The following is a 23,165-nucleotide window of genomic DNA, read 5'->3' on the forward strand; positions in this document are numbered from 1 at the left end:
GGGTTCATTGGGGCCGGTTGGACGCGTCGGCGGCAGAGCCGCCAACCCTACGTAGGGTTGGGGGCTTCGCCGCCGACGCGTTCAACGCACGTTTTAAATTACGCCGCGGCCTTCGGCACGCTCGACTCGAGGAAATCCTGCGCGAAACGCTGCAGCACGCCGCCCGCCTCGTAGATCGCCACTTCCTCGGCCGTGTCGAGACGGCAGGTCACCGCCACTTCCAGCGTCTCGCCGTTCTTGCGGTGGATGACGAGGGTCAGGTCGGCGCGCGGGGTGCGCGCACCGAGTACGTCGAAGGTCTCGGTGCCGTCGATGCCCAGGGTCAGGCGGTTCACGCCTGGCTTGAACTCCAGCGGCAGCACGCCCATGCCCACCAGGTTGGTGCGGTGGATGCGCTCGAAGCCTTCGGCCACGATCGCTTCCACGCCCGCCAGGCGCACGCCCTTGGCCGCCCAGTCGCGCGAGGAGCCCTGGCCGTAGTCGGCGCCGGCGATCACGATCAGCGGCTGCTTGCGCTCCATGTAGGTCTCGATGGCTTCCCACATGCGGGTGACTTGCCCTTCCGGCTCGATGCGCGCCAAGGAACCTGCCTTCACGTTGCCCATCGCGTCGCGCACCATCTCGTTCTTGAGGGTCGGGTTGGCGAAGGTCGCGCGCTGCGCCGTCAGGTGGTCGCCGCGGTGGGTCGCGTAGGAATTGAAGTCCTCTTCCGGCAGGCCCATCTTGGCCAGGTATTCGCCGGCGGCGGAGTCCAGCAGGATCGCGTTCGAGGGCGACAGGTGGTCGGTGGTGATGTTGTCGCCCAGGACCGCCAGCGGACGCATGCCCGCCAGGGTGCGCTCGCCGGCCAGCGCGCCTTCCCAGTACGGCGGACGGCGGATGTAGGTGCTCATGGGGCGCCAGTCGTACAGCGGGCTGACCTTGCTGCCGTCGTCCGCGACGCGCGCGAACATCGGTGTGTAGACCTTGCGGAACTGCTCCGGCTTGACGCTGGCCTCGACCACGGTGTCGATCTCTGCGTCCGAGGGCCACAGGTCGGCCAGGCGATATTCGCGGCCGGCGGCATCGACGCCCAGCACGTCCTTCTCGATATCGAAGCGGATGGTGCCGGCGATCGCGTAGGCCACCACCAGCGCCGGCGAGGCCAGGAAGGCCTGCTTGGCGTAGGGGTGGATGCGGCCGTCGAAGTTGCGGTTGCCCGACAGGACGGCGGTGGCGTACAGGTCGCGCTCGATGATCTCCTGCTGGATGGTCGGGTCGAGCGCCCCGCTCATGCCGTTGCAGGTGGTGCAGGCGAAGGCCACGACGCCGAAGCCCAGCTTTTCCAGTTCCGGCATCAGGCCGGCTTCTTCCAGGTAGAGGGCGACGGCCTTCGATCCCGGCGCCAGCGAGCTCTTCACCCAGGACTTGCGCAGCAAGCCCGCGCGGTTGGCGTTGCGCGCCAGCAGGCCCGCGGCGATCATGTTGCGCGGGTTGTTGGTGTTGGTGCAGCTGGTGATGGCGGCGATGATCACCGCGCCGTCCGGCATCAGGCCAGGTTCGTTCTCCACCTTGCCGGCGATGCCGCGCTCGGCGAGCTCGGAGGTCGGGACGCGCTTGTGCGGGTTCGAGGGGCCGGCGATGTTGCGCACCACGCTCGACAGGTCGAAGGACAGCACGCGCTCGTACTGCGCGTTCTTCAGGCCGTCCGCCCACAGGCCGGTTTCCTTGGCATAGGCTTCGACCAGCTTCACAGTCTCTTCCTCGCGGCCGGTCAGGCGCAGGTACTTGATGGTCTGCTCGTCGATGTAGAACATCGCGGCGGTGGCGCCGAATTCCGGCGCCATGTTCGAGATGGTGGCGCGGTCGCCGAGCGTGAGCGCGGAGGCGCCCTCGCCGTAGAACTCGAGGTAGGTCGACACGACCTTGGACTTGCGCAGGAACTCGGTCAGGGCCAGCACGATGTCGGTGGCGGTGATGCCCGGCTGCGGCTTGCCCGTCAGTTCGACGCCGACGATGTCCGGCAGGCGCATCCAGGAGGCGCGGCCCAGCATGACGCTTTCGGCTTCCAGGCCGCCCACGCCGATGGCGATCACGCCCAGGGCGTCGACCATCGGGGTATGGGAGTCGGTGCCGACCAGGGTGTCCGGATAGGCGACGCCATCCTGGACCTGGATCACCGGCGACATGCGCTCGAGGTTGATCTGGTGCAGGATGCCGTTACCCGGCGGGATCACGTCGACGTTCTGGAAGGCCTTCTTGGTCCACTCGATGAAGTGGAAGCGGTCTTCGTTGCGGCGGTCCTCGATGGCGCGGTTCTTGGCGAAGGCGTCCGGATCGAAGCCGCCGCATTCCACGGCCAGCGAGTGGTCGACCACCAGCTGGGTCGGGACCACCGGGTTGACCAGGGCCGGGTCGCCGCCCTGGCTGGCGATGGCGTCGCGCAGGCCGGCCAGGTCGACGAGGGCGGTCTGGCCCAGGATGTCGTGGCAGACCACGCGCGCCGGGAACCAGGGGAAGTCGAGCTCGCGCTTGCGCTCGATGATCTGCTTGAGCGAGTCGGTGAGCGTCGCCGGATCGCAGCGGCGGACCAGGTTCTCGGCCAGGACACGCGACGTGTACGGCAGGGTGTCGTAGGCGCCGGGCTGGATGGTGTCGACCGCGGTGCGGGTGTCGAAGTAGTCCAGGGAGGTGCCGGGGAGGGGTTTGCGGTGGTTGGTGTTCATGGCGGCTATAAACCTTTGAGTTGGCCTAGAAACCGTCATCCCGGCGGAGGCCGGTATCCAAGTTTGCGTGAGCGGCCCGCTGGCAAAACTTGGGTTCCGGCCTTCGCCGGAACGACGGTCTTGGGGCTATTGGTCCTGTCTATTACTTGCGCTCTTCAATCGGCACGAACTTCAGGTCCTCCGGACCCACATAGTTCGCGCTCGGGCGGATGATCTTGTTGTCGATGCGCTGCTCGATGATGTGCGCCGCCCAGCCGGAGGTGCGCGAAATCACGAACAGCGGCGTGAACATCGCGGTCGGCACGCCCATCATGTGATAGGACACGGCCGAGAACCAGTCCAGGTTGGGGAACATCTTCTTGACTTCCCACATCACCGATTCCAGGCGCTCGGCGATGTCGAACATCTTCATCGCACCGGCTTCCTGGGACAGCGAACGCGCCACTTCCTTGATGACCACGTTGCGCGGGTCGCTGATGGTGTAGACCGGATGGCCGAAGCCGATCACGACTTCCTTGTTGGCCACGCGGTTGCGGATGTCGGCTTCCGCTTCGTCGGCGTTCTCGTAGCGCTTCTGGATGTCCAGCGCCACTTCGTTCGCGCCGCCGTGCTTCGGACCGCGCAGCGCGCCGATGGCGCCGGTGACGGCCGAATAGATGTCCGAACCGGTGCCGGCGATGACGCGGCTGGTGAAGGTCGAGGCGTTGAACTCGTGCTCCGCGTACAGGATCAGCGACACGTGCATCGCCTTGACCCATTCCTGCGACGGCTTGACGCCGTGCAGCAGGTGCAGGAAGTGGCCGCCGATCGAGTCGTCGTCGGTCTCGACCTCGATGCGCTTGCCGTTGTGGCTGTAGTGGTACCAGTACAGCAGGATCGAGCCGAAGGAAGCCATCAAGCGGTCGGCGATGTCGCGCGCGCCGGCGATGTTGTGGTCTTCCTTCTCGGGCAGCACGCAGCCCAGGACCGAGGCGCCCGTGCGCATCACGTCCATCGGGTGGGCGCCGGCCGGCAGCGCTTCGAGCGCGCTCTTGACGGCCTGCGGCAGGCCGCGCAGCGATTTCAGCTTGGCCTTGTAGCCCTTCAGCTCGGCCACGGTCGGCAGCTTGCCGTGCACCAGCAGGTAGGCGATTTCTTCGAATTCGCAGCGGCCGGCCACGTCGAGGATGTCGTAGCCGCGGTAGTGCAGGTCGTTGCCCGACTTGCCGACCGAGCACAGCGCGGTGTTGCCGGCGGCGACGCCGGACAGGGCGACGGATTTCTTGGGCTTGAAGGTCGGGGTGTCGTTGGTGGTGCTCATGCGTGGGGTCTCCTCGATTATTTGGTTTTGCCGGCGGCGAACAGCGCGTCCAGCTTCTGCTCGTAGCTGTGGTAGTCGATGCGCTCGTACAGTTCGGCGCGGGTCTGCATGGTGTCGATCACGTTCTTCTGGGTGCCGTCGCGGCGGATCGCCTGGTACACGTTCTCGGCCGCCTTGTTCATGGCGCGGAAGGCCGACAGCGGGTACAGCACCAGGCCTACGTTGGCGCTCGCCAGTTCCTCGACGGTGAACAGCGGGGTCGAGCCGAATTCGGTGATGTTGGCCAGCACCGGCACCTTCACGGCGTCGGCGAACTGCTTGTACATCTCCAGGCTGGTCATGGCTTCCGGGAAGATCATGTCGGCGCCGGCTTCGACGCAGGCCACGGCGCGCTCGATGGCGGCGTCCAGGCCTTCCACGGCCAGCGCGTCGGTGCGGGCCATGATCACGAAATTCTCGTCCGTACGGGCGTCGACGGCGGCGCGCACGCGGTCGACCATCTCGCCCTGGCTCACGATTTCCTTGCCCGGACGGTGGCCGCAGCGCTTGGCGCCGACCTGGTCTTCGATATGGCAGGCGGCCGCGCCGGCCTTGATCAGGCTGCGCACGGTGCGCGCGACGTTGAAGGCCGAGGCGCCGAAGCCGGTGTCGATGTCGACCAGCAGCGGCACGTCGCACACGTCGGTGATGCGGCGCACGTCGATCAGGACGTCCTCCAGGCTGGAGATGCCCAGGTCGGGCAGGCCCAGCGAACCGGCGGCCACGCCGCCGCCCGACAGGTAGATCGCCCGGTAGCCGGCGCGTTTGGCCAGCAGCGCATGGTTGGCGTTGATCGCGCCGATGACCTGCAGCGGGGATTCTTCCTGGACGGCCTTGCGGAAGGCGGCGCCTGCGGAGTATTGACTCATTCTTGGTCCTTTCTGATGCGTGGTGAGAGTGTCGGGCTTCCTTAATGCAAAGGGCGTGCCACCCTGCCCTCCCCTGTGTTTTCAAGGACTTGCGGCGTTGACAAGCAGCCAGCCTGGGCACTCCTGTTTCACTAACGTTTCATTATGAAACATGCGACCGAAAAATGAAACTACGCACGCCATAAAAAAACCCCGCCGTGGCGGGGTTTCAAACGGTAGCCTGAAGGATCAGTGGGCGGAAGCGGCCGCTGCGCCGATGCCGGTTTCGGAACGCACTTCCTGCGCCTCGAAGCCCGCCTTGTCGATCGCGGCGCGCGGGCTCTTGTCCGTTACCGAGAAGAACCAGATGCCGAAGAAGCCCACGGCCATCGAGAAGATCGCCGGCGAGGTGTAGGGGAAGATCGGCGCCGCGTTGCCGAACACGTCGACCCAGACCGACTTCGACACGATGGTCAGCACGACCGCGGTGGCCAGGCCCAGGAAGCCTCCGACCGTGGCGCCGCGGGTGGTGCAGTCCTTCCACAGCACCGACATGAACAGCACCGGGAAGTTGGCCGAGGCGGCGATGGCGAAGGCCAGCGACACCATGAAGGCGACGTTCTGCTTTTCGAACGCGATCCCCAGCAGCACGGCGATGACGCCCAGCGCGATGGTGGTGATCTTCGAGACCTTCAGTTCGTCGGCGCTGTTGGCCTTGCCCTTCTTGAACACGGTGGCGTACAGGTCGTGCGACACGGCCGAGGCGCCCGACAGGGTCAGGCCGGCCACCACCGCGAGGATGGTGGCGAAGGCCACCGCCGAGATGAAGCCCAGGAAGACGTCGCCGCCCACGGCCTTGGCCAGGTGGACCGCCGCCATGTTGTTACCGCCCAGGAGCTTGCCTGCCGCGTCCTTGAATTCCGGATTGGTGCCGACCAGGACGATGGCGCCGAAGCCGATGATGAAGGTAAGGATGTAGAAGTAGCCGATCCAGGTGGTGGCCCACAGCACGGACTTGCGCGCTTCCTTGGCGCTCGGGACAGTGAAGAAGCGCATCAGGATGTGCGGCAGGCCGGCGGTGCCGAACATCAGCGCCATGCCGAAGGAGATGGCCGAGATCGGGTCCTTGATGAAGCTGCCCGGACCCATGATGGAGTCGCCCTTGGCGTGCACTTCGGTCGCGGTGGCGAACAGTTTCTCGGGGCTGAAGTTGTACTGCGCCAGCACCGAGAAGGCCATGAAGGACGCGCCCGACAGCAGCAGCACGGCCTTGATGATCTGCACCCAGGTGGTGGCGGTCATGCCGCCGAACAGCACGTAGACCATCATCAGGATGCCGACCAGGACCACCGCGATCCAGTATTCCAGGCCGAACAGCAGCTTGATCAGCTGGCCGGCGCCGACCATCTGGGCGATCAGGTAGAAGGCCACCACGACCAGGGTGCCGGAGGCCGCGAACACGCGGATGGGTTTTTGGTGGAAGCGGTAGGCGGCCACGTCGGCGAAGGTGTAGCGGCCCAGGTTGCGCAGGCGCTCGGCCATCAGGAAGGTGATCACGGGCCAGCCGACCAGGAAGCCGATGGCGTAGATCAGGCCGTCGAAGCCGTCCAGGAAGACGGCGGCCGAGATGCCGAGGAAGGACGCGGCCGACATGAAGTCGCCCGCGATCGCCAGGCCGTTCTGGAAGCCGGAAATGCCGCCGCCGGCGGTGTAGAAGTCGGAAGCCGAGCGGGTCTTGGCCGCGGCCCACTTGGTGATGAACAGGGTCAGGACCACGAAGATCGCGAACATGCTGATCGCGGTCCAGTTGGTGGCCTGCTTGGTGGCCTGGCCCAGGTCGGGCGCGGCGACCGCGGCGCCGGCCGCGCCCAGCAGGGCCAGTGCGCCGATGGATTTCAGGGTCTTCATGCCGCCACCTTCTCTTTCTTGGCGACGCGCACCTTGATGGCGTCGGTCAGCTCGTCGTACTGGCTGTTGGCGCGGCGCACGTAGATGCCGGTGATGACGATGGTGAACAGGATGACGAACAGGCCGATCGGAATGCCCCAGCTCATCACGCCTTCGCCGATGCGGCTGCCCATGAATTCCTTGTTGAACGCGACCAGGACCGTGAAGCCGTAGTACACGATCATCATTGCCCAGGTGAGTGTCCAGCCGAAGCGCGAGCGCGCCGCGACCAGCTTGCGGTAGTCGGGGTCGCCCTTGACCCGCCGTACGATGTCTTGGTCCATCTGTGTCTCCTTGAGTTTTTGTGATGCCTGTGCGGTGCATACCTTGCAGGTTGAAGGGCATCCTACGGCGGCGCGCTTACCTCATTCTTACGCTCCCTTACACGTTTCTGACACGGGCCGCGGCCTTGAAAGAGGAAACACCGGCTGAAACACCGGCGCCGAAATGTTCTACACTGCCGACATGAGCTATTCCACCCGCAGCCCCGCGGACGGCGGCGACAAGCCCGTCATCTGGACGGTGTCGGTCTCGCGCCTCTCCGACCTGTTCCGCGACATCACCCTCGAGTACGACCACCTGGCGTCGATCGAACCGCTGCACCTCGGCTTCGACGAAGCCGCGAAGCACATCCGCGAACGCATGGCGAACGAGCGCTGCGACGTGGTCATCGCGGCCGGCTCGAACGCGGCCTACCTGCGCGGCCGGGTCTCGGTACCGGTGGTGGTGGCCAAGGCGAGCGGCTTCGACGTCATGCAGGCCCTGGTGCGGGCGCGCCGCGTCTCGCCGCGCATCGGCGTGATCAGCTACCAGCTGCCCCTGCCCGAGCTGGCGGAATTCGCGGCGACCTTCGGCGTCGACATCGCCCAGCGCACCTACGTGACCGAGGAGGATGCGCGCGCCAGCATCAACGAACTGAAGGCCGCCGGTGTCGAGGTGATCGTCGGCGCCGGCTTGATCACCGACCTGGCCGAGGAAGCCGGACTGACCGGGGTCTTCCTGTACTCGGCCGCGTCGATCCGCCAGGCCTTCGACGACGCGCTGGAACTGGCGCGCCTGACCATGCTCGAGGCGAACCGCGGGCGCCGCCCAACGGCCAGCGACACGCGCCGTGCGCGCCGTGGGCTGAACGACCTGCGCGGCGATTCCGCCGCCATGGAAAGGCTGCGCCAGACCGTGGTGCTGTACGCGCGCTCGCCGGCGACGGTGCTGATCCAGGGCGAGACCGGCAGCGGCAAGGAACTGGTGGCGCAGGCGATCCACCGCGAAGGCCCGCGCCGCGCCGGGCGCCCTTTCGTGGCCGTGAACTGCGGCGCGATCGCCGAATCGCTGCTGGAGTCGGAACTGTTCGGCCACGAGGAAGGCGCCTTCACCGGCGCGCGGCGCGGCGGCCACGCGGGCCTGTTCGAGGCGGCCAACGGCGGCACCCTCTTCCTCGACGAGATCGGCGAGATGCCGCTCGCCCTGCAGACCCGCCTGCTGCGCGTGCTGGAAGAGCGCGAGGTAACGCGCGTGGGCGGCACGCGACCGGTGCCGATCGACGTGCGCGTGGTCAGCGCCACCCACTGCGACCTGGAGGCGCGCGTGCGCGAAGGGCGCTTCCGGGCCGACCTGTTCTACCGCCTCGCCGTGCTCAGGCTAAGCCTGCCGCCCCTGCGCGAACGGGTCGAGGATATCGCCCCGCTGGCCGAATGGTCGCTCAAGAACGCGCTGGCGGCGCTGGACGCGCGGCCGCATCCTAACCTGCATGCCGAGATCGGCGCCTGCGCGCCGCTGCTGGAGGCCTATGGATGGCCAGGGAACGTGCGCGAGCTGCGCAACCTGGCCGAGCGCCTGGCCCTGTTCCTGGCGGCCGAACCTTTGCAGGCCCTGACGCCGAGCTTCCTGCTGTCGGTGGCGCCGGAGCTGGCGCGGCGCGACACGCCCGCGGCGCAGGCGATCCGGTTCGATGCGCCGGCGCCGGCCGGCGAGTCGATCGAGGAAGTGCTGGCCCGCTTCGGCGGCCAGCGCGACCTGGCGGCCCGCCATCTCGGCATCAGCCGGACGACCTTGTGGCGGCGCTTGAAATCGCAGGGCTGAGGCTACGCGGCGCGCCCTGGCGCCTGCAGCCGCAAGAAAACGCGTGCGGGGAAGCCCCTGTGCGCACGATCTTTCTTATGCGCAATCCAACGAAGCATAGTTGAATTTATTTCAACACCACGAATTCTAAAAGCCGTATAGTATTTTCTTTACCATGGCTGGCGTCCATCCGGCGCTGGCTTGTCGTGTCAAGGCGTCCCACGAGGCGCCGCATCCTGACCCGTCGAGGTCCGGCTCATTGGAGGCAATATGCAACACGCATCTCAGGCTGCCCTGTTTTCACTGATAGGCGATACCCCGCTGGTGGAAGTGACGCGCATCGACACCGGCCCCTGCCAGCTGTTCCTGAAACTCGAATCGCAAAACCCCGGCGGCTCCATCAAGGACCGCATCGGCAAGGCCATGATCGAAAAGGCCGAACATGACGGCCACCTCCAGCCGGGCGGCACGGTGGTCGAGGCCACCGCCGGCAATACCGGCCTGGGCCTGGCGCTGGTGGCGCGCATCAAGGGCTACCGCGTGGTGCTGGTCGTCCCCGACAAGATGGCGGCGGAAAAGATCCTGCACCTGAAGGCGCTCGGCGCCGAGATCCACCTGACCCGCTCCGACGTCGGCAAGGGCCACCCCGAGTACTACCAGGACTACGCGGCGCGCCTGGCCAAGGAGATTCCGGGCGCCTGGTTCGCCGACCAGTTCAACAACCCGGCCAATCCCTGGGCCCACGAGCACACCACCGGCCCCGAGATCTGGGACCAGACCAACCACAAGCTCGACGCCATCGTGGTCGGCGTCGGCTCCTCCGGCACCCTCACCGGCCTCTCGCACTACTTCAAGAAAACCCAGCCGCACCTGGAATTCATCCTGGCCGACCCCAAGGGCTCGATCCTGGCGGAATACGTCAACACTGGCCATCTGTCGAAGGACGCCGGCTCGTGGGCGGTGGAAGGCATCGGCGAGGACTTCATTCCCGGCATCGCCGACCTGTCGCGCGTGAGCAAGGCCTACACCATTCCCGACGAGGAAAGCTTCAACACGGCGCGCCTGCTGCTGCAGCAGGAAGGCATCCTGGGCGGCTCGTCCACCGGCACCCTGCTCGCCGCGGCCCTGCGCTACTGCCGCGAACAGACGCGGCCCAAGCGCGTGGTGACGTTTGTGTGCGACACCGGCACCCGCTACCTGACCAAGGTCTACAGCGACGGCTGGATGGTCGACCAGGGCCTGATCACGCGGCCCAAGCTGGGCGACCTGCGCGACCTGATCGGCCGCCGCTACGACGCCGGCGAGGTGGTCTCGCTGTCGCCCGGCGACACCCTGCTCACCGCCTTCAACCGCATGCGCAGCGCCGACCTGCAGCAGATGCCGGTGATCGACAACGAAGGCCGGCTGGCGGGCCTGATCGACGAATCCGACCTGCTGCACCACGTGACCACCGAACCGGGACGCTTCGGCGCGCCGGTGTCGAGCACCATGACGGCCCAGCTCCAGACCCTGCACCCGAGCGCTAGCATGCAGCAGCTGCGCGAGGTGCTCGACCGCGGCCTGACCGCCGTGATCACCGACGGCCCCACCTTCTACGGCCTGATCACGCGCTTCGACCTGCTCAATCATCTCCGAAGGACGCTTTCATGACCGAATCGAAGAAACATATCGCTACCCGCGTGATCCACGGCGGCCAGGCGCCGGAGCCCAGCACCGGCGCCGTGATGCCGCCGATCTTCGCCACCTCCACCTTCCGCCAGGAGAGCCCGGGCGTGCACAAGGGCCTGGACTACGGCCGCTCGCACAATCCGACCCGCTGGGCGCTGGAGCGCTGCGTGGCCGACATCGAAGGCGGCAGCGCGGCCTTCGCCTTCGCTTCGGGCCTGGCCGCGATCGCGGCGGTGCTGGAACTGCTGCCGGCCGGCTCGCACATCGTGGCGGGCGACGACATGTACGGCGGCACCTACCGCCTGTTCGAGCGCGTGCGCCGCGACAGCGCGGGCCATACCTTTACCTACGTCGACCTGGCCGATCCGGACGCGCTGGCCGCCGCGCTGCGTCCCGAGACAAAACTGGTGTGGGTCGAAACCCCGACCAATCCCATGCTCAAGCTGGCCGACCTGCGCGCGATCGCCGCCCTGTGCAAGGCGCGCGGCATCCTGAGCGTGTGCGACAACACCTTCGCCAGCCCCATCGTCCAGCGCCCGCTGGAGTGCGGCATCGACATCGTGGTGCACTCGACCACCAAGTACATGAACGGCCACTCGGACGTGATCGGCGGCGTGGCCATCGTCGGCACCGACGCCGGGCTGGCGGAACGCCTGGGCTTCATCCAGAACGCCGTGGGCGCCATCCAGGGGCCCTTCGACAGCTTCCTGGTGCTGCGCGGGATCAAGACCCTGGCCCTGCGCGTCGAGCGCTCAAGCGCCAATGCGCTGGCCCTGGCCGAATGGCTGGAGCGCGAGCCCAAGGTGCGCAAGGTGCACTATCCGGGACTGGAGTCGCACCCCCAGCACGCGCTGGCGCGGCGCCAGATGAACGGCTTCGGCGGGATCGTGTCGATCGACCTGGATACCGACCTGGCGGGCGCGAGGCGCTTCCTGGAGCGCTGCGAGGTGTTCACCCTGGCCGAAAGCCTGGGCGGGGTGGAGAGCCTGATCGAGCATCCGGCCTTGATGACGCATGCGAGCATTCCGGCGGAGCGCAGGGCGGAGCTGGGGATCGGGGATGGGTTGATCCGGCTGTCGGTGGGGATCGAGCATCTGGAGGACCAGCGCGAGGATTTGCGGCGGGCACTGGCTGCGATCTGATAGCGCAGCTTCCACCTGTAGCCCCAATACCGTCATCCCCGCGAAGGCGGGGACCCAAGTGTTGTTTGCGTATCGATCCAAATCATATTCGATCGAGGAGCTTGCAAACTTGGATCCCCGCCTTCGCGGGGACGACGGTAGTGAGGCTGCGGGCTGACAGAGGCGGACCGTGATGTCCTTATGCCATCGCAAGTTCACGCCGCGAGCTCGTCCCCCGCACCTTGAACGTCCCCACCAGCTCCGACAACTCCGCCGCCTGCTGCCGCATCGACGCCGCCGCGGCCGCCGCCTGCTCCACCATCGCGGCGTTCTGCTGGGTCGACGCATCCATCTCCGCGATCGCCCTGCTCACCTGCTCCACGCCGCTCGCCTGCCCCGCGCTGGCCTCGTGGATCGCACCCAGGATGCCCGCCACTTCCCGCACATGCTCGAGCACCGCGCGCATCGTCGCGCCGGCCGTCTTCGCGATGCCGGTGCCGGCCTCGATCTCGCCGCTCGACTCCCCGATCAGCTTCTTGATCTCCTTCGCCGCACCCGCGCTGTGCTGCGCCAGGCTGCGCACCTCGGCCGCCACCACCGCGAAGCCGCGCCCTTCGGCGCCGGCGCGCGCCGCCTCGACCGCCGCGTTCAGCGCCAGGATATTGGTCTGGAAGGCGATGCTGTCGATCATGCCGGTGATGTCGGCGATGCGGTCCGCCGAGGCCTTGATGGCCGCCATGCGCGCCACCAGCTGGCCGACGGCCTGGGCGCCCTCGGTGGCCACCATGGAGGCGTCCTGCGCCAGCGCATTGGCTTCGCGCGCGCTGGCGTTGTTGCGGACGATGGCGCCGCTCAGGGCTTGCATCGCGCCCACCGTTTCGCGCAGGGCGCCGGCCTGGCGCTCGGTGCGCTGCGACAGGTCCCGGTTGCCATGGGCGATCTCGCTGGAGGCCGAGTCGATCGCCTGGGCGCCCTGCAGCACCTGCGACACGGTCGACGAGACCCCATGGGTCATGCCGTTGAGGGCGTCGAACAGGCGCCCGATCTCGTCGCCGCGCGCGTGCCGGATCAGCGGGCGCAGGTCGCCCTTGGACACCTGTTCCGCCAGGCCCGCCGCCTGCTGCAGCGGCGCGACGATGTTGCGGGTCAGGATCCAGGCGAGCGCCGCGCCCACCGCCAGCGCGCCCAGGCCCAGCAGCACCAGCAGCGCCTTGCTGAAGCGCGAGGCGGACGCCGATTAGCCGGCCAGGCGGTGGGCTTCGGCCGTCTCGAAGGCCAGCAGCGCTTCGAGGGCGTCCTCCTGGGCGCGGTAGGCCTGCTGCCACCCGCCGCTGACCAGCTCCTCGACGACCTGGGTCTGGCCGGATTCCTTGGCGCGGAACAGCTCTGCCTGGATGGTCGCCAATAGCGCCTTGTGCTGCGCGGCTTCCTGGATCAGGGCGCGTTCGCGCTCGAGGATGTGCAGCTTGCCGAGCCGGGCTTCGATGTCTGCCGCGCCCTTGCGGCCCTCGAGCAGCTGGGCCTGGAAGTAGTCGGCCAGCTCCAGGCTGTCGCTGCGCGCGATCGAGACGGTGCGCGAGCCGTTCAGGCGCTCGATGCCGAGCAGGTCCGAGACCAGCTGCTGCTTGGCCAGCTTGTCCCCGACCAGGTCGGCCGTCAAGGCGTCGGCGGCCTGCAGGCGCCACAGGGCCACGGCCGAGATGAGAAGGATGAGGAGGGAGATGATGCCGAAGGAGGCCAGCAGCTTGGTGCCGGTCTGGAGCGTTGCGAGGCGCATTGCAAGTACGGGGAGTTGTGAGTACTTGCAGTTTAGAAAGTGTTTGTGACGGCTTTATGAATTTGTTTGAAGGAGCGTGTCATGTTTGTGTCACGGGGCGCACGGTGACGTGGGTGGCTGCATAACGAACTTGGGCGGAACAATGCCGGGGGCATTGTTCCGGCCTCCGCCGGAAGTCGTAGGCGCCAGTGGCGCGTACGACGGTTTTTAGTGCAGTGGTCGGAATACCGCTGACGACATCAGCACCATTGACTCGTCGTTCCCGCGAAGGCCGGAAGCTAAGTTGAATTTGACCTTAACGCTTCAACGCCGGAATCGCCGTCGGCTTCCACGGCTTCACCGGCTGCTCCTTCAGCTTCTTCTCCAGCATCTCCAGCGCCACTTCCAGCTGGCGGTCGCGCCCCGTGAAAGTCTCGTGCGGCAGGTTGTCGACCTCGACGTCGGGGGGCACGCCCACGCCTTCGATCAGCCATTCGCCGTCGGTCGAGAACTGGCCGAACTCCGCCACGCGCGCCATGCCGTTGTCGGACAGGCCGTTGCCGTCACTGAGCCAGACACCCGCGCCGGCGGTGCGCTTGCCCACCACCGGCCCGAGCTTGAGCGCCTTGACGCCGGCGGCGAAGGTTTCGCCGTCGGAGTAGGTCAGCTCGTCGGCCAGCACCACCAGGTGGCCGCGGAAGGTGTTCTGCATGTTCGACTGCGGCTGGTTGCCGTTCGAGGCCCAGAAGGCCCAGGAGCGACGCAGCAGCTTCTCGATGATCCAGCTGTCGATGTTGCCACCGTTATTGCGGCGCACGTCGATGATCAGGCCTTCCTTGTTGATGTTGGCGTAGAAGTCGCGTGCGAAGGCGTTGATGTCGCGCGCCACCATGGCGCGCAGGTGCAGGTAGCCGATCTTGCCCTTCGAGCTGGCTTCCGCCTGCTTGGCCCTGCCCTGCTCCCAGTCCGTATAGCGCAGGCTGGCGTGGCGCGCCATGCTCACCGGCGTAACGATCACCTGGCGCGGCTTGGCGCCGGTGCTCTTCACTGACAGCAGCACCTGCTTGTCGGCCTGGTCGAGCAGCAGGTCGGCGATGTCGCGCGCTTGCGCCAGCGAGCGGCCGTTGACGGCCGTGATCACGTCGCCTTCCTTCACGCCGACGTCCGGCGCCGACAGCGGACCGGCTTCCGACGGCAGCTCAGGCTCGCCGCGGTAGATGCGGTCGACGCGGTAGCCCTCCGCCGTGCGCGTCAACACCGCGCCCAGGCTGGACGGCGTGCCTTCGGCGCTGGCCTTGCGCACGTCGCCCGGTCGGATCTGCGAGTGCAGCGCGCCGACCTCGCCCACCATCATGCCCAGCACGTCGTCCAATTCCGCGCGGTCGGTCACGCGCTCGACCAGCGGCGCGTAGCGGGTGCGCACGGCGTTCCAGTCGACCCCGCGCATGCGGGCGTCGTACAGGAAGTCGCGGTGCATGCGCCAGGCGTCGTTGAACATCTGGGTCCACTCCATGCGCGGATTCGTGCTCACCGCCCAGTCGTCGATCTTGACCCGGGCCTTGGTGAGATCGGCCGGCGCCTTGGCGCCGGCCGCCACGATCAGCATGTCGCCCGGCGCGCCCTTGGCGAACGTACGGTAGAAGACGTGCTTGCGGTCGGTGCTCAGGCCGAACTCGCGCACGTTGGCCGCGAAGGTCTCCAGTTGCGGCGCGCTGCGCGCGATCTCCAGGGTCTTGAGCACGCCCTTCTGGCCGTCGTCGGATTCGAGCAGGTAGAGGCGCTTGTCGTCCACCGCCAGCGCGCGGTAGTTACTCGGCGCGACAGGCACTTCGAACAGCCGCTCGCGCAGGCCGGCGTAGACGATGGCGGGCGTGGGTTTCTTCGCCTTGTCGCCGCCCGCCGCCTTGGCCGCGCTGGCGGTGGCCGCCGCCGCGGCCGCCGTGGCCGCCGCGGCCTGCTTGTCGGCAGTCTGATCCTCGGTGCCCGGTGTCTTGACCGCGGCCTTGGCGGCGGCTTCCGGCGAGGGTTCTTCCGGCTTGGTCAGCTCGTCCTCGGGCTTGAAGGGGAAGCGATTGTCTGACTGCAGCGGCTGGAGCGCCAGCGCATACACGCCGACGCGCCTGTCGAACACCGGTCCCATGTTGCGGTCGCCCCAGACCGAGGCGTTCCCCAGGTTGAAGTGGCGCGCCGACAGGAAGTACAGCCACTTGCCGTCCGTCGAGAAGGCCGGCGAGTTGGCTTCGTAGCGGTCGGTGGTCACGAAGCTCATCTGCTTGCCGGCCAGGTTGTACAGACCGATCTGGTTGCGCTGCTCGCTGCTGCCGATGCGCACGAACGCCAGGTTGCGGCTGTCGGGCGACCATACCACCTGCTCCAGGCGGTCGATGCCGGCCTGGCCGGCGTCGTCGATCACGACATTGGCCTTGGTGGCCAGGTCGAGCAGCCAGGTGCGGCCTTTCTTGTCGGTGTGGGCCAGCCACTTACCGTCCGGCGACGGATACAGGTTCCAGCGGTGGGCCGCGCCGTCCCTGGTCAGGCGCTCGCCCTGGCCCGAGCCGTCGGCCGCATAGCGCCAGATCTCGTTTTCTCCGCTGGCGTCGGTGATGGCGTAAACCCATTTGTCGTCGTGGCTGAACACGGCGCTGCGGGCGCGCACGCCGTCCGGCACCGCGATCTCGACGCGGCGATAGCTGCCGGTGCCGGCGATGGTGACCTTGCCGCGCGCGGTCAGCACGATGCGCTCGGCTTTGTTGGCGGGCTCGATGCTGGTCAGGGCGTCAAGTGGAGACTTCACGCGGCGCACGCGCTGCTGGTCGAAATCCGAGACCAGGCTGGCCTTGAGCAAGTTGTCCGCGCCACTGGCGATGTCCAGCACGCGCAGGTCGGCGCCGAGCTGGTAGACGATGCGGCCGTCGCCGAGCGAGGCGGTGCGCACGTCCCATTCCTTGTGATTGGTGTGGGCGCGGCGATCGCTGCCGTCCGGCAGCGCGGACCAGATGTTGTCGGCGCCGCCGGCGTCGCTGATGAAATAGACCCGGCCCGCATGCCACATGGCGCGGCGGTTGTTGGCGGTGTCGCCCTTGAACAGCGGCGTGGCTTCGGCCTGGCCGCCCGGGTCGAAGCGCCACAGCTGGGCATGGGCGCCGCCGCGGTAGGCGCGCACGTTATCGTTGGTCATGGACAGGCCCATGCGCGTGAAATAGACCACCTTGCCGGCCTCGTCCAGCGCGGCGTCGTTGGCATCGGCCAGCGGCAACACGCGACGCTTCATCGTCGACGGGTCGAGCGCGGCGACGATGCGGTGCTTGGAGGGGCCGACCGAATTCTCGGTGCTGACCAGGACTTCGCCCTGGGCGGTCCAGCCCAGCACGGTGACGCCGCCGTTCTCGAAGGTGATGCGCTTGGGCAGGCCGCCCTCGAGCGGCATCACATAGGCTTCCTGCGCGCCTTCGTAGGAGGCCGCAAAGGCCACCAGCTTGCCGTCGTGCGAGATCGCGGCGTGGGTCTCGGCCGAGGGGTGGGTGGTCAGGCGGGTGGCCTTGCCGCCCGCCGTGCTGGTGCGCCACAGGTCGCCCTCGGCGGTGAAGACGATGGTGTCGCCGCGGACGGCCGGGAAGCGGAAATAGGGATCAGCGGCGGCGGCCTGGGTGCCGATGAGGGCGAGCGACAGCGCGAGGATGGTGCGGGAGACGGTCATGGTCCGTGGCGTGAGTGGCTAAAGAGGATGAGTTTGCCACAGTGAAAAGATGAGTTGGCGTGCATACGTGCAAAAAATCTGGTGGTGCGTTCGGTTCGGGCGCTGTTGGTTTGCACGCAAACTTGGGTTCCCGCCTTCGCGGGAATGACGGATCAAACATGAGTGGCAAGCTCAAGCACGTCATTCCCGCGCAGGCGGGAACCTAAGTTCGTCGCGCACCACCGCTGCCACCTTGCACCACAACCCAGTAGACGAAAAAAAACCGCGCCGAAGCGCGGTTTTTGCTGAGAACGAAACGATCACTCGATCTCGACCGTCTCCGGCGGCGCCGGCGGCGGCAGCGCGTCCCCTTCCGGGAACTCGAGGGTCACGTCGTCCTTCTCGTTCAGGTCCACGGTCACGCGGCCGCCGTTGACCAGGCGGCCGAACAGCAGCTCGTCGGCCAGGGCCTTGCGGATCATGTCCTGGATCAGGCGCGACATCGGACGGGCGCCCATCAGTGGATCGAAGCCCTTCTTGCCGAGGAACTTGCGCAGCTTCTCGGTGAACACGGCTTCCACCTTCTTCTCGTGCAGCTGCTCTTCCAGCTGCATCAGGAACTTGTCCACGACGCGCAGGATGATGTCCTCGTCCAGCGCGCGGAAGCTGATGATCGCGTCCAGGCGGTTGCGGAACTCCGGCGTGAACATGCGCTTGATGTCGGCCATCTCGTCGCCTTGCGCCTTGGTATCCAGGAAGCCCACCGTGCGCTTGGTCAGGCTCTCGGCGCCCGCATTGGTGGTCATGATGATGATCACGTTGCGGAAGTCCGCCTTGCGGCCGTTATTGTCGGTCAGCGTGCCGTGGTCCATCACCTGCAGCAGGATGTTGAAAATGTCCGGGTGGGCTTTTTCAATCTCGTCCAGCAGCAGCACCGCGTGCGGCTTCTTGGTGATGGCCTCGGTCAGCAGGCCGCCCTGGTCGAAGCCGACGTAGCCCGGCGGCGCGCCGATCAGGCGCGACACGGCGTGGCGCTCCATGTATTCCGACATGTCGAAGCGCACCAGCTCGATGCCCAGGATGAAGGCCAGCTGCTTGGCGACTTCCGTCTTGCCGACGCCGGTGGGGCCGGAGAACAGGAAGGAGCCGATCGGCTTGTCCGTCTTGCCCAGGCCGGCGCGCGCCATCTTGATGGCGGACGCCAGCGCTTCGATCGCCGGGTCCTGGCCGAACACCACGTTGCGCAGGTCGCGGTCGATGGTCTGCAGCTTGCTGCGGTCGTCCTGGTTGACCGTCTGCGGGGGAATCCGCGCGATCTTGGCGATGATGTCCTCGATCTCGGTCTTGCCGATGGTCTTCTTCTGCTTCGACTTCGGCAGGATGCGCTGGGCCGCGCCCGCTTCGTCGATCACGTCGATCGCCTTGTCCGGCAGGTGGCGGTCATTGATGAAGCGCGCCGCCAGCTCGGCCGCGGTCGACAGCGCCGAGGCGGAATACTTGACGCCATGGTGCTCTTCGAAACGCGACTTGAGGCCGCGCAGGATCGCCACAGTCTGCTCGACCGAGGGTTCGTTCACGTCCACCTTCTGGAAGCGGCGGCTCAGCGCGTGGTCCTTCTCGAACACGCCGCGGAATTCCGTGAACGTGGTCGCGCCGATGCACTTGAGCTGGCCGTTGGCCAGGGCCGGCTTGAGCAGGTTCGAAGCGTCCAGCGTGCCGCCCGATGCCGAACCGGCGCCGATGATGGTGTGGATTTCGTCGATGAACAGGATGCCGTTCGGGGTGTCCTTGATCTGCTTGAGCACGGCCTTCAGGCGCTGCTCGAAATCGCCGCGGTACTTGGTGCCGGCCAGCAGCGCGCCCATGTCGAGCGAGTAGACGACGGCGTTCTGCAGGATCTCGGGCACGTCCTCCTGGACGATGCGCCAGGCCAGGCCTTCGGCGATGGCGGTCTTGCCGACACCGGCCTCGCCCACCAGCAGCGGGTTGTTCTTGCGGCGGCGGCACAGGATCTGGATCACGCGGTCCACTTCTTCCTCGCGGCCGATCAGCGGGTCGATCTTGCCGTCCGCTGCCGACTTGTTGAGGTTCTGGGTGAACTGGTCGAGCGGGCTTTCCTTGGTCTGGCCCTCGACCTGCGCTTCTTCCACGCCCTCGGACGCCTTCTGGGACTCCATCTGCTGGTCCTTGCGGACGCCGTGCGAGATGAAGTTGACCACGTCGAGGCGGGTCACGCCCTGCTGGTGCAGGTAGTAAACAGCGTGCGAATCCTTCTCGCCGAAGATCGCGACCAGCACGTTGGCGCCGGTGACTTCCTTCTTGCCGTTCGAGGCCGACTGCACGTGCATGATCGCGCGCTGGATCACGCGCTGGAAACCGAGCGTCGGCTGGGTGTCGACCTCGCCCGTGCCCGGCACGGTCGGGGTGTTGTCACCAATAAAGTTAGTCAAAGTCTTGCGCAAGTCTTCGATATTGACAGCGCACGCACGCAGGACTTCGGCGGCCGATGGATTGTCGAGGAGCGCCAGCAGCAGATGCTCCACGGTAATAAACTCGTGCCGTGCCTGCCGCGCTTCGACAAAGGCCATGTGTAGGGATACTTCAAGTTCCTGCGCAATCATACTTCCTCCATCACGCATTGCAGGGGATGCCCTGCCTTACGCGCATGCGTTAAGACAAACTCCACTTTGGTACACGCTATATCTTTGGAAAACACACCGCACACCCCCTTACCATGCCTGTGCACGGAGAGCATGATCTGCGTCGCCGTTTCGCGATCCTTGTTGAAGTACTCCTGGATCACCGCGACCACGAATTCCATCGGCGTGTAGTCGTCGTTCAGCAGCGCCACCTGGTACAAGGGTGGTGGTTTGACGGTCTGCCGCTCCAGTAGTTGTTCAGTGTCGTGCTTCGTTGCCATGGGGGTATTCTAATGCTTTCAGGAATAGTGCCAAGCATAAACATCAGCTCGTTTTCATGTGCTTCCATGTTACGTGTTTTTCGTTCTTTGCGCAGATGGCGATCCAATTGGGGAAATCAAGAGCGCTGCTGAGGCCGATGTAGCAAATTTGGCAATAGGCGCGCAAAACCGCTTGACTTCAGTGATTATTCCACCAACAATGCAGTTATTGACATTGTACTTATGTACTTGTTGATAAGAAGTGAGCAGGCTGAGGAGGGGGCAAGAAGCTTCTTGCTTTTATGGCTCGTGTGATTTGTTTTTAATTGAAAGTTTCTTTTATGGCAACTGGTACTGTTAAGTGGTTCAATGATTCCAAAGGTTTTGGCTTCATCACTCCTGATGACGGCGGCGAAGATCTGTTCGCGCACTTCTCCGCAATCAATATGGCCGGTTTTAAGACCCTCAAAGAAGGTCAGAAAGTCCAATTCGAAGTCACGCAAGGCCCTAAAGGCAAGCAAGCTTCCAACATCCAGGGCGTGTAATACCTCTCCCCCGGAAGCAAAAGACCCCGCGCGAGCGGGGTTTTTTTCGCCTGCGCATTCGTCGGGTCGGCAGCAACCGGAACATCATGGCCAGCCCGCCCCATCCAGATACCGGTGGATCTCCTCGTTCAGCGCGATCATCCCGGCCGTGGCCGCGTCGGTGTCGTCGGCCGGCGGGTCGGGAAACAAGCCGGACAGCAATTGGCACCTGGCGCCGAGCGCCCTGCCCCGCGCCAGCAGCAGATCCAGCGCCGGCGCCGGCGAGCGCGCCGCCAGCCGGGCGGCTTCACCGACCAGCCACTCGCCGCGCACCTGGGCGTAGACCAGCCTGCCGATCCGCTCCACCTGGTTCCGTCCCGCTGCCTGCATCGCCGGCCTCCGCAAGAAGAAAAAGCCCCGCCTCTTGCGAGGCCGGGGCTTCGATGCTACCCGAAGCGGCGCGCCGCCGGCGCGTGCTTACATCTGTTCGATCATCACTTCGCCGAAGCCAGAGCACGAGACCTGGGTCGCGCCTTCCATCAGGCGCGCGAAGTCGTAGGTGACCTTCTTGGAGGTGATCGCCTTTTCCATCGCGCTGATGATCAGGTCGGCCGCTTCAGTCCAGCCCATGTGGCGCAGCATCATCTCGGCCGACAGGATCAGGGAACCCGGGTTCACGTAGTCCTTGCCCGCGTACTTGGGCGCGGTGCCGTGGGTGGCTTCGAACATCGCCACCGAATCCGACATGTTGGCGCCCGGCGCGATGCCGATGCCGCCGACCTGGGCCGCCAGCGCGTCCGAGACATAGTCGCCGTTCAGGTTGAGGGTGGCGATCACGCTGTATTCCGCCGGGCGCAGCAGGATCTGCTGAAGGAAGGCGTCGGCGATCGAATCCTTGACCGTGATGTCGCGGCCGGTGCGCGGGTTCTTGAACTTGCACCATGGGCCGCCGTCGATCAGCTCGGCGCCGAACTCGCGCTGCGCCAGGGCATAGCCCCAGTCGCGGAAGCCGCCTTCGGTGTACTTCATGATGTTGCCCTTGTGGACGATGGTCACCGAGGGCTTGTCGTTGTCGATCGCGTACTGGATCGCCTTGCGCACCAGGCGCTCGGTGCCTTCGCGCGAGACCGGCTTGACGCCGATGCCCGAGGTCTCGGGGAAGCGGATCTTCTTGACGCCCATTTCCCTGGTCAGGAACTCGATGACCTTCTTCGCGCCCTCCGAACCTTCGGCCCATTCGATGCCGGCGTAGATGTCCTCGGAATTCTCGCGGAAGATGACCATGTCGGTCTTTTCCGGTTCCTTCAGCGGCGAAGGCACGCCCTTGAAGTAGCGCACCGGGCGCAGGCAGACATACAGGTCGAGTTCCTGGCGCAGCGCCACGTTGAGCGAACGGATGCCGCCGCCCACCGGGGTGGTCAGCGGGCCCTTGATCGAGACCACATAGTCCTTCAGCACGTCCAGGGTCTCGGCCGGCAGCCACACGTCCGGGCCGTACACGCTGGTCGACTTCTCGCCCGCGAAGATTTCCATCCAGCTGATCTTGCGCTTGCCGCCGTAGGCCTTGGCCACGGCCGCGTCGACCACCTTGATCATGACCGGGGTGATGTCGACACCGGTGCCGTCGCCTTCGATGTAGGGGATGATCGGGGTGTCGGGGACGCTGAGCGAGAAATCGGCGCCGACGGTGATTTTCTGGCCGTCGGCCGGGACCTTGATATGTTGGTACATCGTGTTCTCCCAAGTGGTCGCATGTGGCGGACGAAGTCCTGCGCGGTCTGCGATCTGAATTACAATGGTGGGTAGTCTTGTATAAGACATGGATGTCGCGTCTTGCATTATGCACCAGACTGTTGCAAGGCGCACGCCGGCACTCAAGCGTATCCGCCCCGGCGGCCCGATTCTAAGTTCCACTCCTTCGATATGTCCTTGATCCTCTTCAATAAACCCTTCCAGGTACTTTGCCAGTTCAGCCCGCAGGAGGGACGCGAGTCGCTTGCCGACTACCTCAAGATCCCCGGCATCTACCCGGCCGGGCGCCTGGATGCGGACAGCGAGGGCCTGATGCTGCTGACCGACGACGGCAAGCTGCAGCACAAGATCGCCCATCCGGACCACAAGGAAGCCAAGACCTACCTGGTCCAGGTGGACGGCGTGGCGGACGCGGCCGCGCTGGCGCGCCTGCAGGCGCCACTCGACCTGGGCGACTTCGTCACCAAGCCTTGCCGCGCGGTGCGGATCGCCGAGCCGGCCTGGCTGTGGCCGCGCAACCCGCCGATCCGTGCGCGCGCGGACAAGCCGACCAGCTGGATCGCGATCACGCTGGAGGAAGGCAAGAACCGGCAGGTGCGCAGGATGACGGCGGCGGTCGGGCTGCCGACCCTGCGGCTGGTGAGGAGCAGCATCGGGCCGTTTTCGCTGGCGACGCATCCCTTGATGCCGGGGGAGTTTGTGGAGGTGCAGGCTTCTGCGCTGCGGTGATGCGCTGATGGCCTGCTTGCAAACTTGGGTCCCGGCCTTCGCCGGGACGACGTGCTTATGTGCGTGTCCAACGTCACCTATGTACTGCTCACGCACACTAAATTAACGTCGTTCCGGCGAAGGCCGGAACCTAAGTTTTACGA

The 23,165-nt window shown here is 66.0% G+C and carries 17 protein-coding genes; 5 read left to right on the top strand and 12 right to left on the bottom strand.

Features of this window, described 5'->3' with window-relative positions:
- Nucleotides 1-98: 98 nt before the first annotated feature.
- From acnD to KBW98_RS15080, 5 genes are all read right to left on the bottom strand, one after another.
- On the bottom strand, nt 99-2,705 hold the full coding sequence (gene acnD, locus KBW98_RS15060; protein WP_211520969.1) for a Fe/S-dependent 2-methylisocitrate dehydratase AcnD: 2,607 nt from the start codon (nt 2,703-2,705) through the stop codon (nt 99-101).
- Nucleotides 2,706-2,847: 142 nt separating this feature from the next.
- A complete protein-coding gene (gene prpC, locus KBW98_RS15065; RefSeq protein WP_211520970.1) occupies nt 2,848-4,005 on the bottom strand; it encodes a 2-methylcitrate synthase in 1,158 nt (385 codons plus the stop codon).
- Between the two features lie 17 nt (nt 4,006-4,022).
- Nucleotides 4,023-4,913, bottom strand: a complete 891-nt coding sequence (gene prpB, locus KBW98_RS15070; protein ID WP_211520971.1) for a methylisocitrate lyase — start codon at nt 4,911-4,913, stop codon at nt 4,023-4,025.
- A gap of 228 nt (nt 4,914-5,141) precedes the next feature.
- Nucleotides 5,142-6,800 carry a cation acetate symporter gene (locus KBW98_RS15075; RefSeq protein WP_211520972.1) on the bottom strand — a complete coding sequence of 553 codons (1,659 nt, stop codon included), beginning with the start codon at nt 6,798-6,800 and terminating at the stop codon, nt 5,142-5,144.
- The gene (locus tag KBW98_RS15080) at nt 6,797-7,123 is read right to left on the bottom strand and encodes a DUF485 domain-containing protein (protein WP_211520973.1); all 327 of its coding nucleotides are present in this window, start codon (nt 7,121-7,123) and stop codon (nt 6,797-6,799) included. Before KBW98_RS15080 ends, KBW98_RS15075 begins: the two co-directional genes overlap by 4 nt.
- Before the next feature lie 181 nt (nt 7,124-7,304).
- Between KBW98_RS15080 and prpR the strand changes: the two genes are divergently transcribed.
- The 3 genes from prpR (at nt 7,305) to KBW98_RS15095 (ending at nt 11,707) form a co-directional block, all read left to right on the top strand.
- Entirely contained in the window at nt 7,305-8,918 is a 1,614-nt protein-coding gene (gene prpR / locus KBW98_RS15085; protein WP_211520987.1) for a propionate catabolism operon regulatory protein PrpR, read from the top strand.
- A 249-nt stretch (nt 8,919-9,167) separates the two neighbouring features.
- Nucleotides 9,168-10,547 carry a pyridoxal-phosphate dependent enzyme gene (locus tag KBW98_RS15090; RefSeq protein ID WP_211520974.1) on the top strand — a complete coding sequence of 460 codons (1,380 nt, stop codon included), beginning with the start codon at nt 9,168-9,170 and terminating at the stop codon, nt 10,545-10,547.
- On the top strand, nt 10,544-11,707 hold the full coding sequence (locus KBW98_RS15095) for a PLP-dependent aspartate aminotransferase family protein (protein WP_211520975.1): 1,164 nt from the start codon (nt 10,544-10,546) through the stop codon (nt 11,705-11,707). Before KBW98_RS15090 ends, KBW98_RS15095 begins: the two co-directional genes overlap by 4 nt.
- A gap of 178 nt (nt 11,708-11,885) precedes the next feature.
- Here the strand turns inward: KBW98_RS15095 and KBW98_RS23955 are convergent, their stop codons facing one another.
- The 5 genes from KBW98_RS23955 to clpS all read right to left on the bottom strand — a co-directional run bounded on the left by KBW98_RS23955 (nt 11,886) and on the right by clpS (nt 20,038).
- On the bottom strand, nt 11,886-12,887 hold the full coding sequence (locus KBW98_RS23955; protein ID WP_373888952.1) for a methyl-accepting chemotaxis protein: 1,002 nt from the start codon (nt 12,885-12,887) through the stop codon (nt 11,886-11,888).
- A 36-nt stretch (nt 12,888-12,923) separates the two neighbouring features.
- Nucleotides 12,924-13,463 (bottom strand): MCP four helix bundle domain-containing protein, encoded by a 540-nt coding sequence (locus KBW98_RS23960; RefSeq protein ID WP_229429218.1) that lies wholly within the window; start codon nt 13,461-13,463, stop codon nt 12,924-12,926.
- Nucleotides 13,464-13,758: 295 nt separating this feature from the next.
- Nucleotides 13,759-17,139 carry a S41 family peptidase gene (locus KBW98_RS15105; RefSeq protein ID WP_211520976.1) on the bottom strand — a complete coding sequence of 1,127 codons (3,381 nt, stop codon included), beginning with the start codon at nt 17,137-17,139 and terminating at the stop codon, nt 13,759-13,761.
- A 299-nt stretch (nt 17,140-17,438) separates the two neighbouring features.
- Entirely contained in the window at nt 17,439-19,739 is a 2,301-nt protein-coding gene (gene clpA / locus KBW98_RS15110; RefSeq protein ID WP_211520977.1) for an ATP-dependent Clp protease ATP-binding subunit ClpA, read from the bottom strand.
- On the bottom strand, nt 19,736-20,038 hold the full coding sequence (clpS, locus tag KBW98_RS15115) for an ATP-dependent Clp protease adapter ClpS (protein ID WP_020653505.1): 303 nt from the start codon (nt 20,036-20,038) through the stop codon (nt 19,736-19,738). Before clpS ends, clpA begins: the two co-directional genes overlap by 4 nt.
- A gap of 320 nt (nt 20,039-20,358) precedes the next feature.
- Between clpS and KBW98_RS15120 the strand changes: the two genes are divergently transcribed.
- Entirely contained in the window at nt 20,359-20,562 is a 204-nt protein-coding gene (locus tag KBW98_RS15120) for a cold-shock protein (protein ID WP_060566744.1), read from the top strand.
- 84 nt (nt 20,563-20,646) lie between these two features.
- Here KBW98_RS15120 and KBW98_RS15125 read toward each other — a convergent pair whose 3' ends face one another.
- On the bottom strand, nt 20,647-20,931 hold the full coding sequence (locus KBW98_RS15125; protein WP_211520978.1) for a hypothetical protein: 285 nt from the start codon (nt 20,929-20,931) through the stop codon (nt 20,647-20,649).
- A gap of 87 nt (nt 20,932-21,018) precedes the next feature.
- Nucleotides 21,019-22,272, bottom strand: coding sequence for an NADP-dependent isocitrate dehydrogenase (icd, locus tag KBW98_RS15130; protein WP_211520979.1), 1,254 nt, complete (start codon nt 22,270-22,272; stop codon nt 21,019-21,021).
- A gap of 192 nt (nt 22,273-22,464) precedes the next feature.
- Between icd and KBW98_RS15135 the strand changes: the two genes are divergently transcribed.
- On the top strand, nt 22,465-23,022 hold the full coding sequence (locus KBW98_RS15135) for a pseudouridine synthase (protein WP_211520980.1): 558 nt from the start codon (nt 22,465-22,467) through the stop codon (nt 23,020-23,022).
- Nucleotides 23,023-23,165: the final 143 nt, after the last annotated feature.

The organism is Massilia sp. ST3 (assembly GCF_018119405.1).
GTDB lineage: Bacteria > Pseudomonadota > Gammaproteobacteria > Burkholderiales > Burkholderiaceae_D > Telluria.

Bases quoted from the DNA above. Each gene is read 5' to 3' on its own strand.
- acnD (WP_211520969.1), bottom strand. From the start codon at position 2,705: ATGAACACCAACCACCGCAAACCCCTCCCCGGCACCTCCCTGGACTAC.
- prpC (WP_211520970.1), bottom strand. From the start codon at position 4,005: ATGAGCACCACCAACGACACCCCGACCTTCAAGCCCAAGAAATCCGTC.
- prpB (WP_211520971.1), bottom strand. From the start codon at position 4,913: ATGAGTCAATACTCCGCAGGCGCCGCCTTCCGCAAGGCCGTCCAGGAA.
- KBW98_RS15075 (WP_211520972.1), bottom strand. From the start codon at position 6,800: ATGAAGACCCTGAAATCCATCGGCGCACTGGCCCTGCTGGGCGCGGCC.
- KBW98_RS15080 (WP_211520973.1), bottom strand. From the start codon at position 7,123: ATGGACCAAGACATCGTACGGCGGGTCAAGGGCGACCCCGACTACCGC.
- prpR (WP_211520987.1), top strand. From the start codon at position 7,305: ATGAGCTATTCCACCCGCAGCCCCGCGGACGGCGGCGACAAGCCCGTC.
- KBW98_RS15090 (WP_211520974.1), top strand. From the start codon at position 9,168: ATGCAACACGCATCTCAGGCTGCCCTGTTTTCACTGATAGGCGATACC.
- KBW98_RS15095 (WP_211520975.1), top strand. From the start codon at position 10,544: ATGACCGAATCGAAGAAACATATCGCTACCCGCGTGATCCACGGCGGC.
- KBW98_RS23960 (WP_229429218.1), bottom strand. From the start codon at position 13,463: ATGCGCCTCGCAACGCTCCAGACCGGCACCAAGCTGCTGGCCTCCTTC.
- KBW98_RS15105 (WP_211520976.1), bottom strand. From the start codon at position 17,139: ATGACCGTCTCCCGCACCATCCTCGCGCTGTCGCTCGCCCTCATCGGC.
- clpA (WP_211520977.1), bottom strand. From the start codon at position 19,739: ATGATTGCGCAGGAACTTGAAGTATCCCTACACATGGCCTTTGTCGAA.
- clpS (WP_020653505.1), bottom strand. From the start codon at position 20,038: ATGGCAACGAAGCACGACACTGAACAACTACTGGAGCGGCAGACCGTC.
- KBW98_RS15120 (WP_060566744.1), top strand. From the start codon at position 20,359: ATGGCAACTGGTACTGTTAAGTGGTTCAATGATTCCAAAGGTTTTGGC.
- KBW98_RS15125 (WP_211520978.1), bottom strand. From the start codon at position 20,931: ATGCAGGCAGCGGGACGGAACCAGGTGGAGCGGATCGGCAGGCTGGTC.
- icd (WP_211520979.1), bottom strand. From the start codon at position 22,272: ATGTACCAACATATCAAGGTCCCGGCCGACGGCCAGAAAATCACCGTC.
- KBW98_RS15135 (WP_211520980.1), top strand. From the start codon at position 22,465: ATGTCCTTGATCCTCTTCAATAAACCCTTCCAGGTACTTTGCCAGTTC.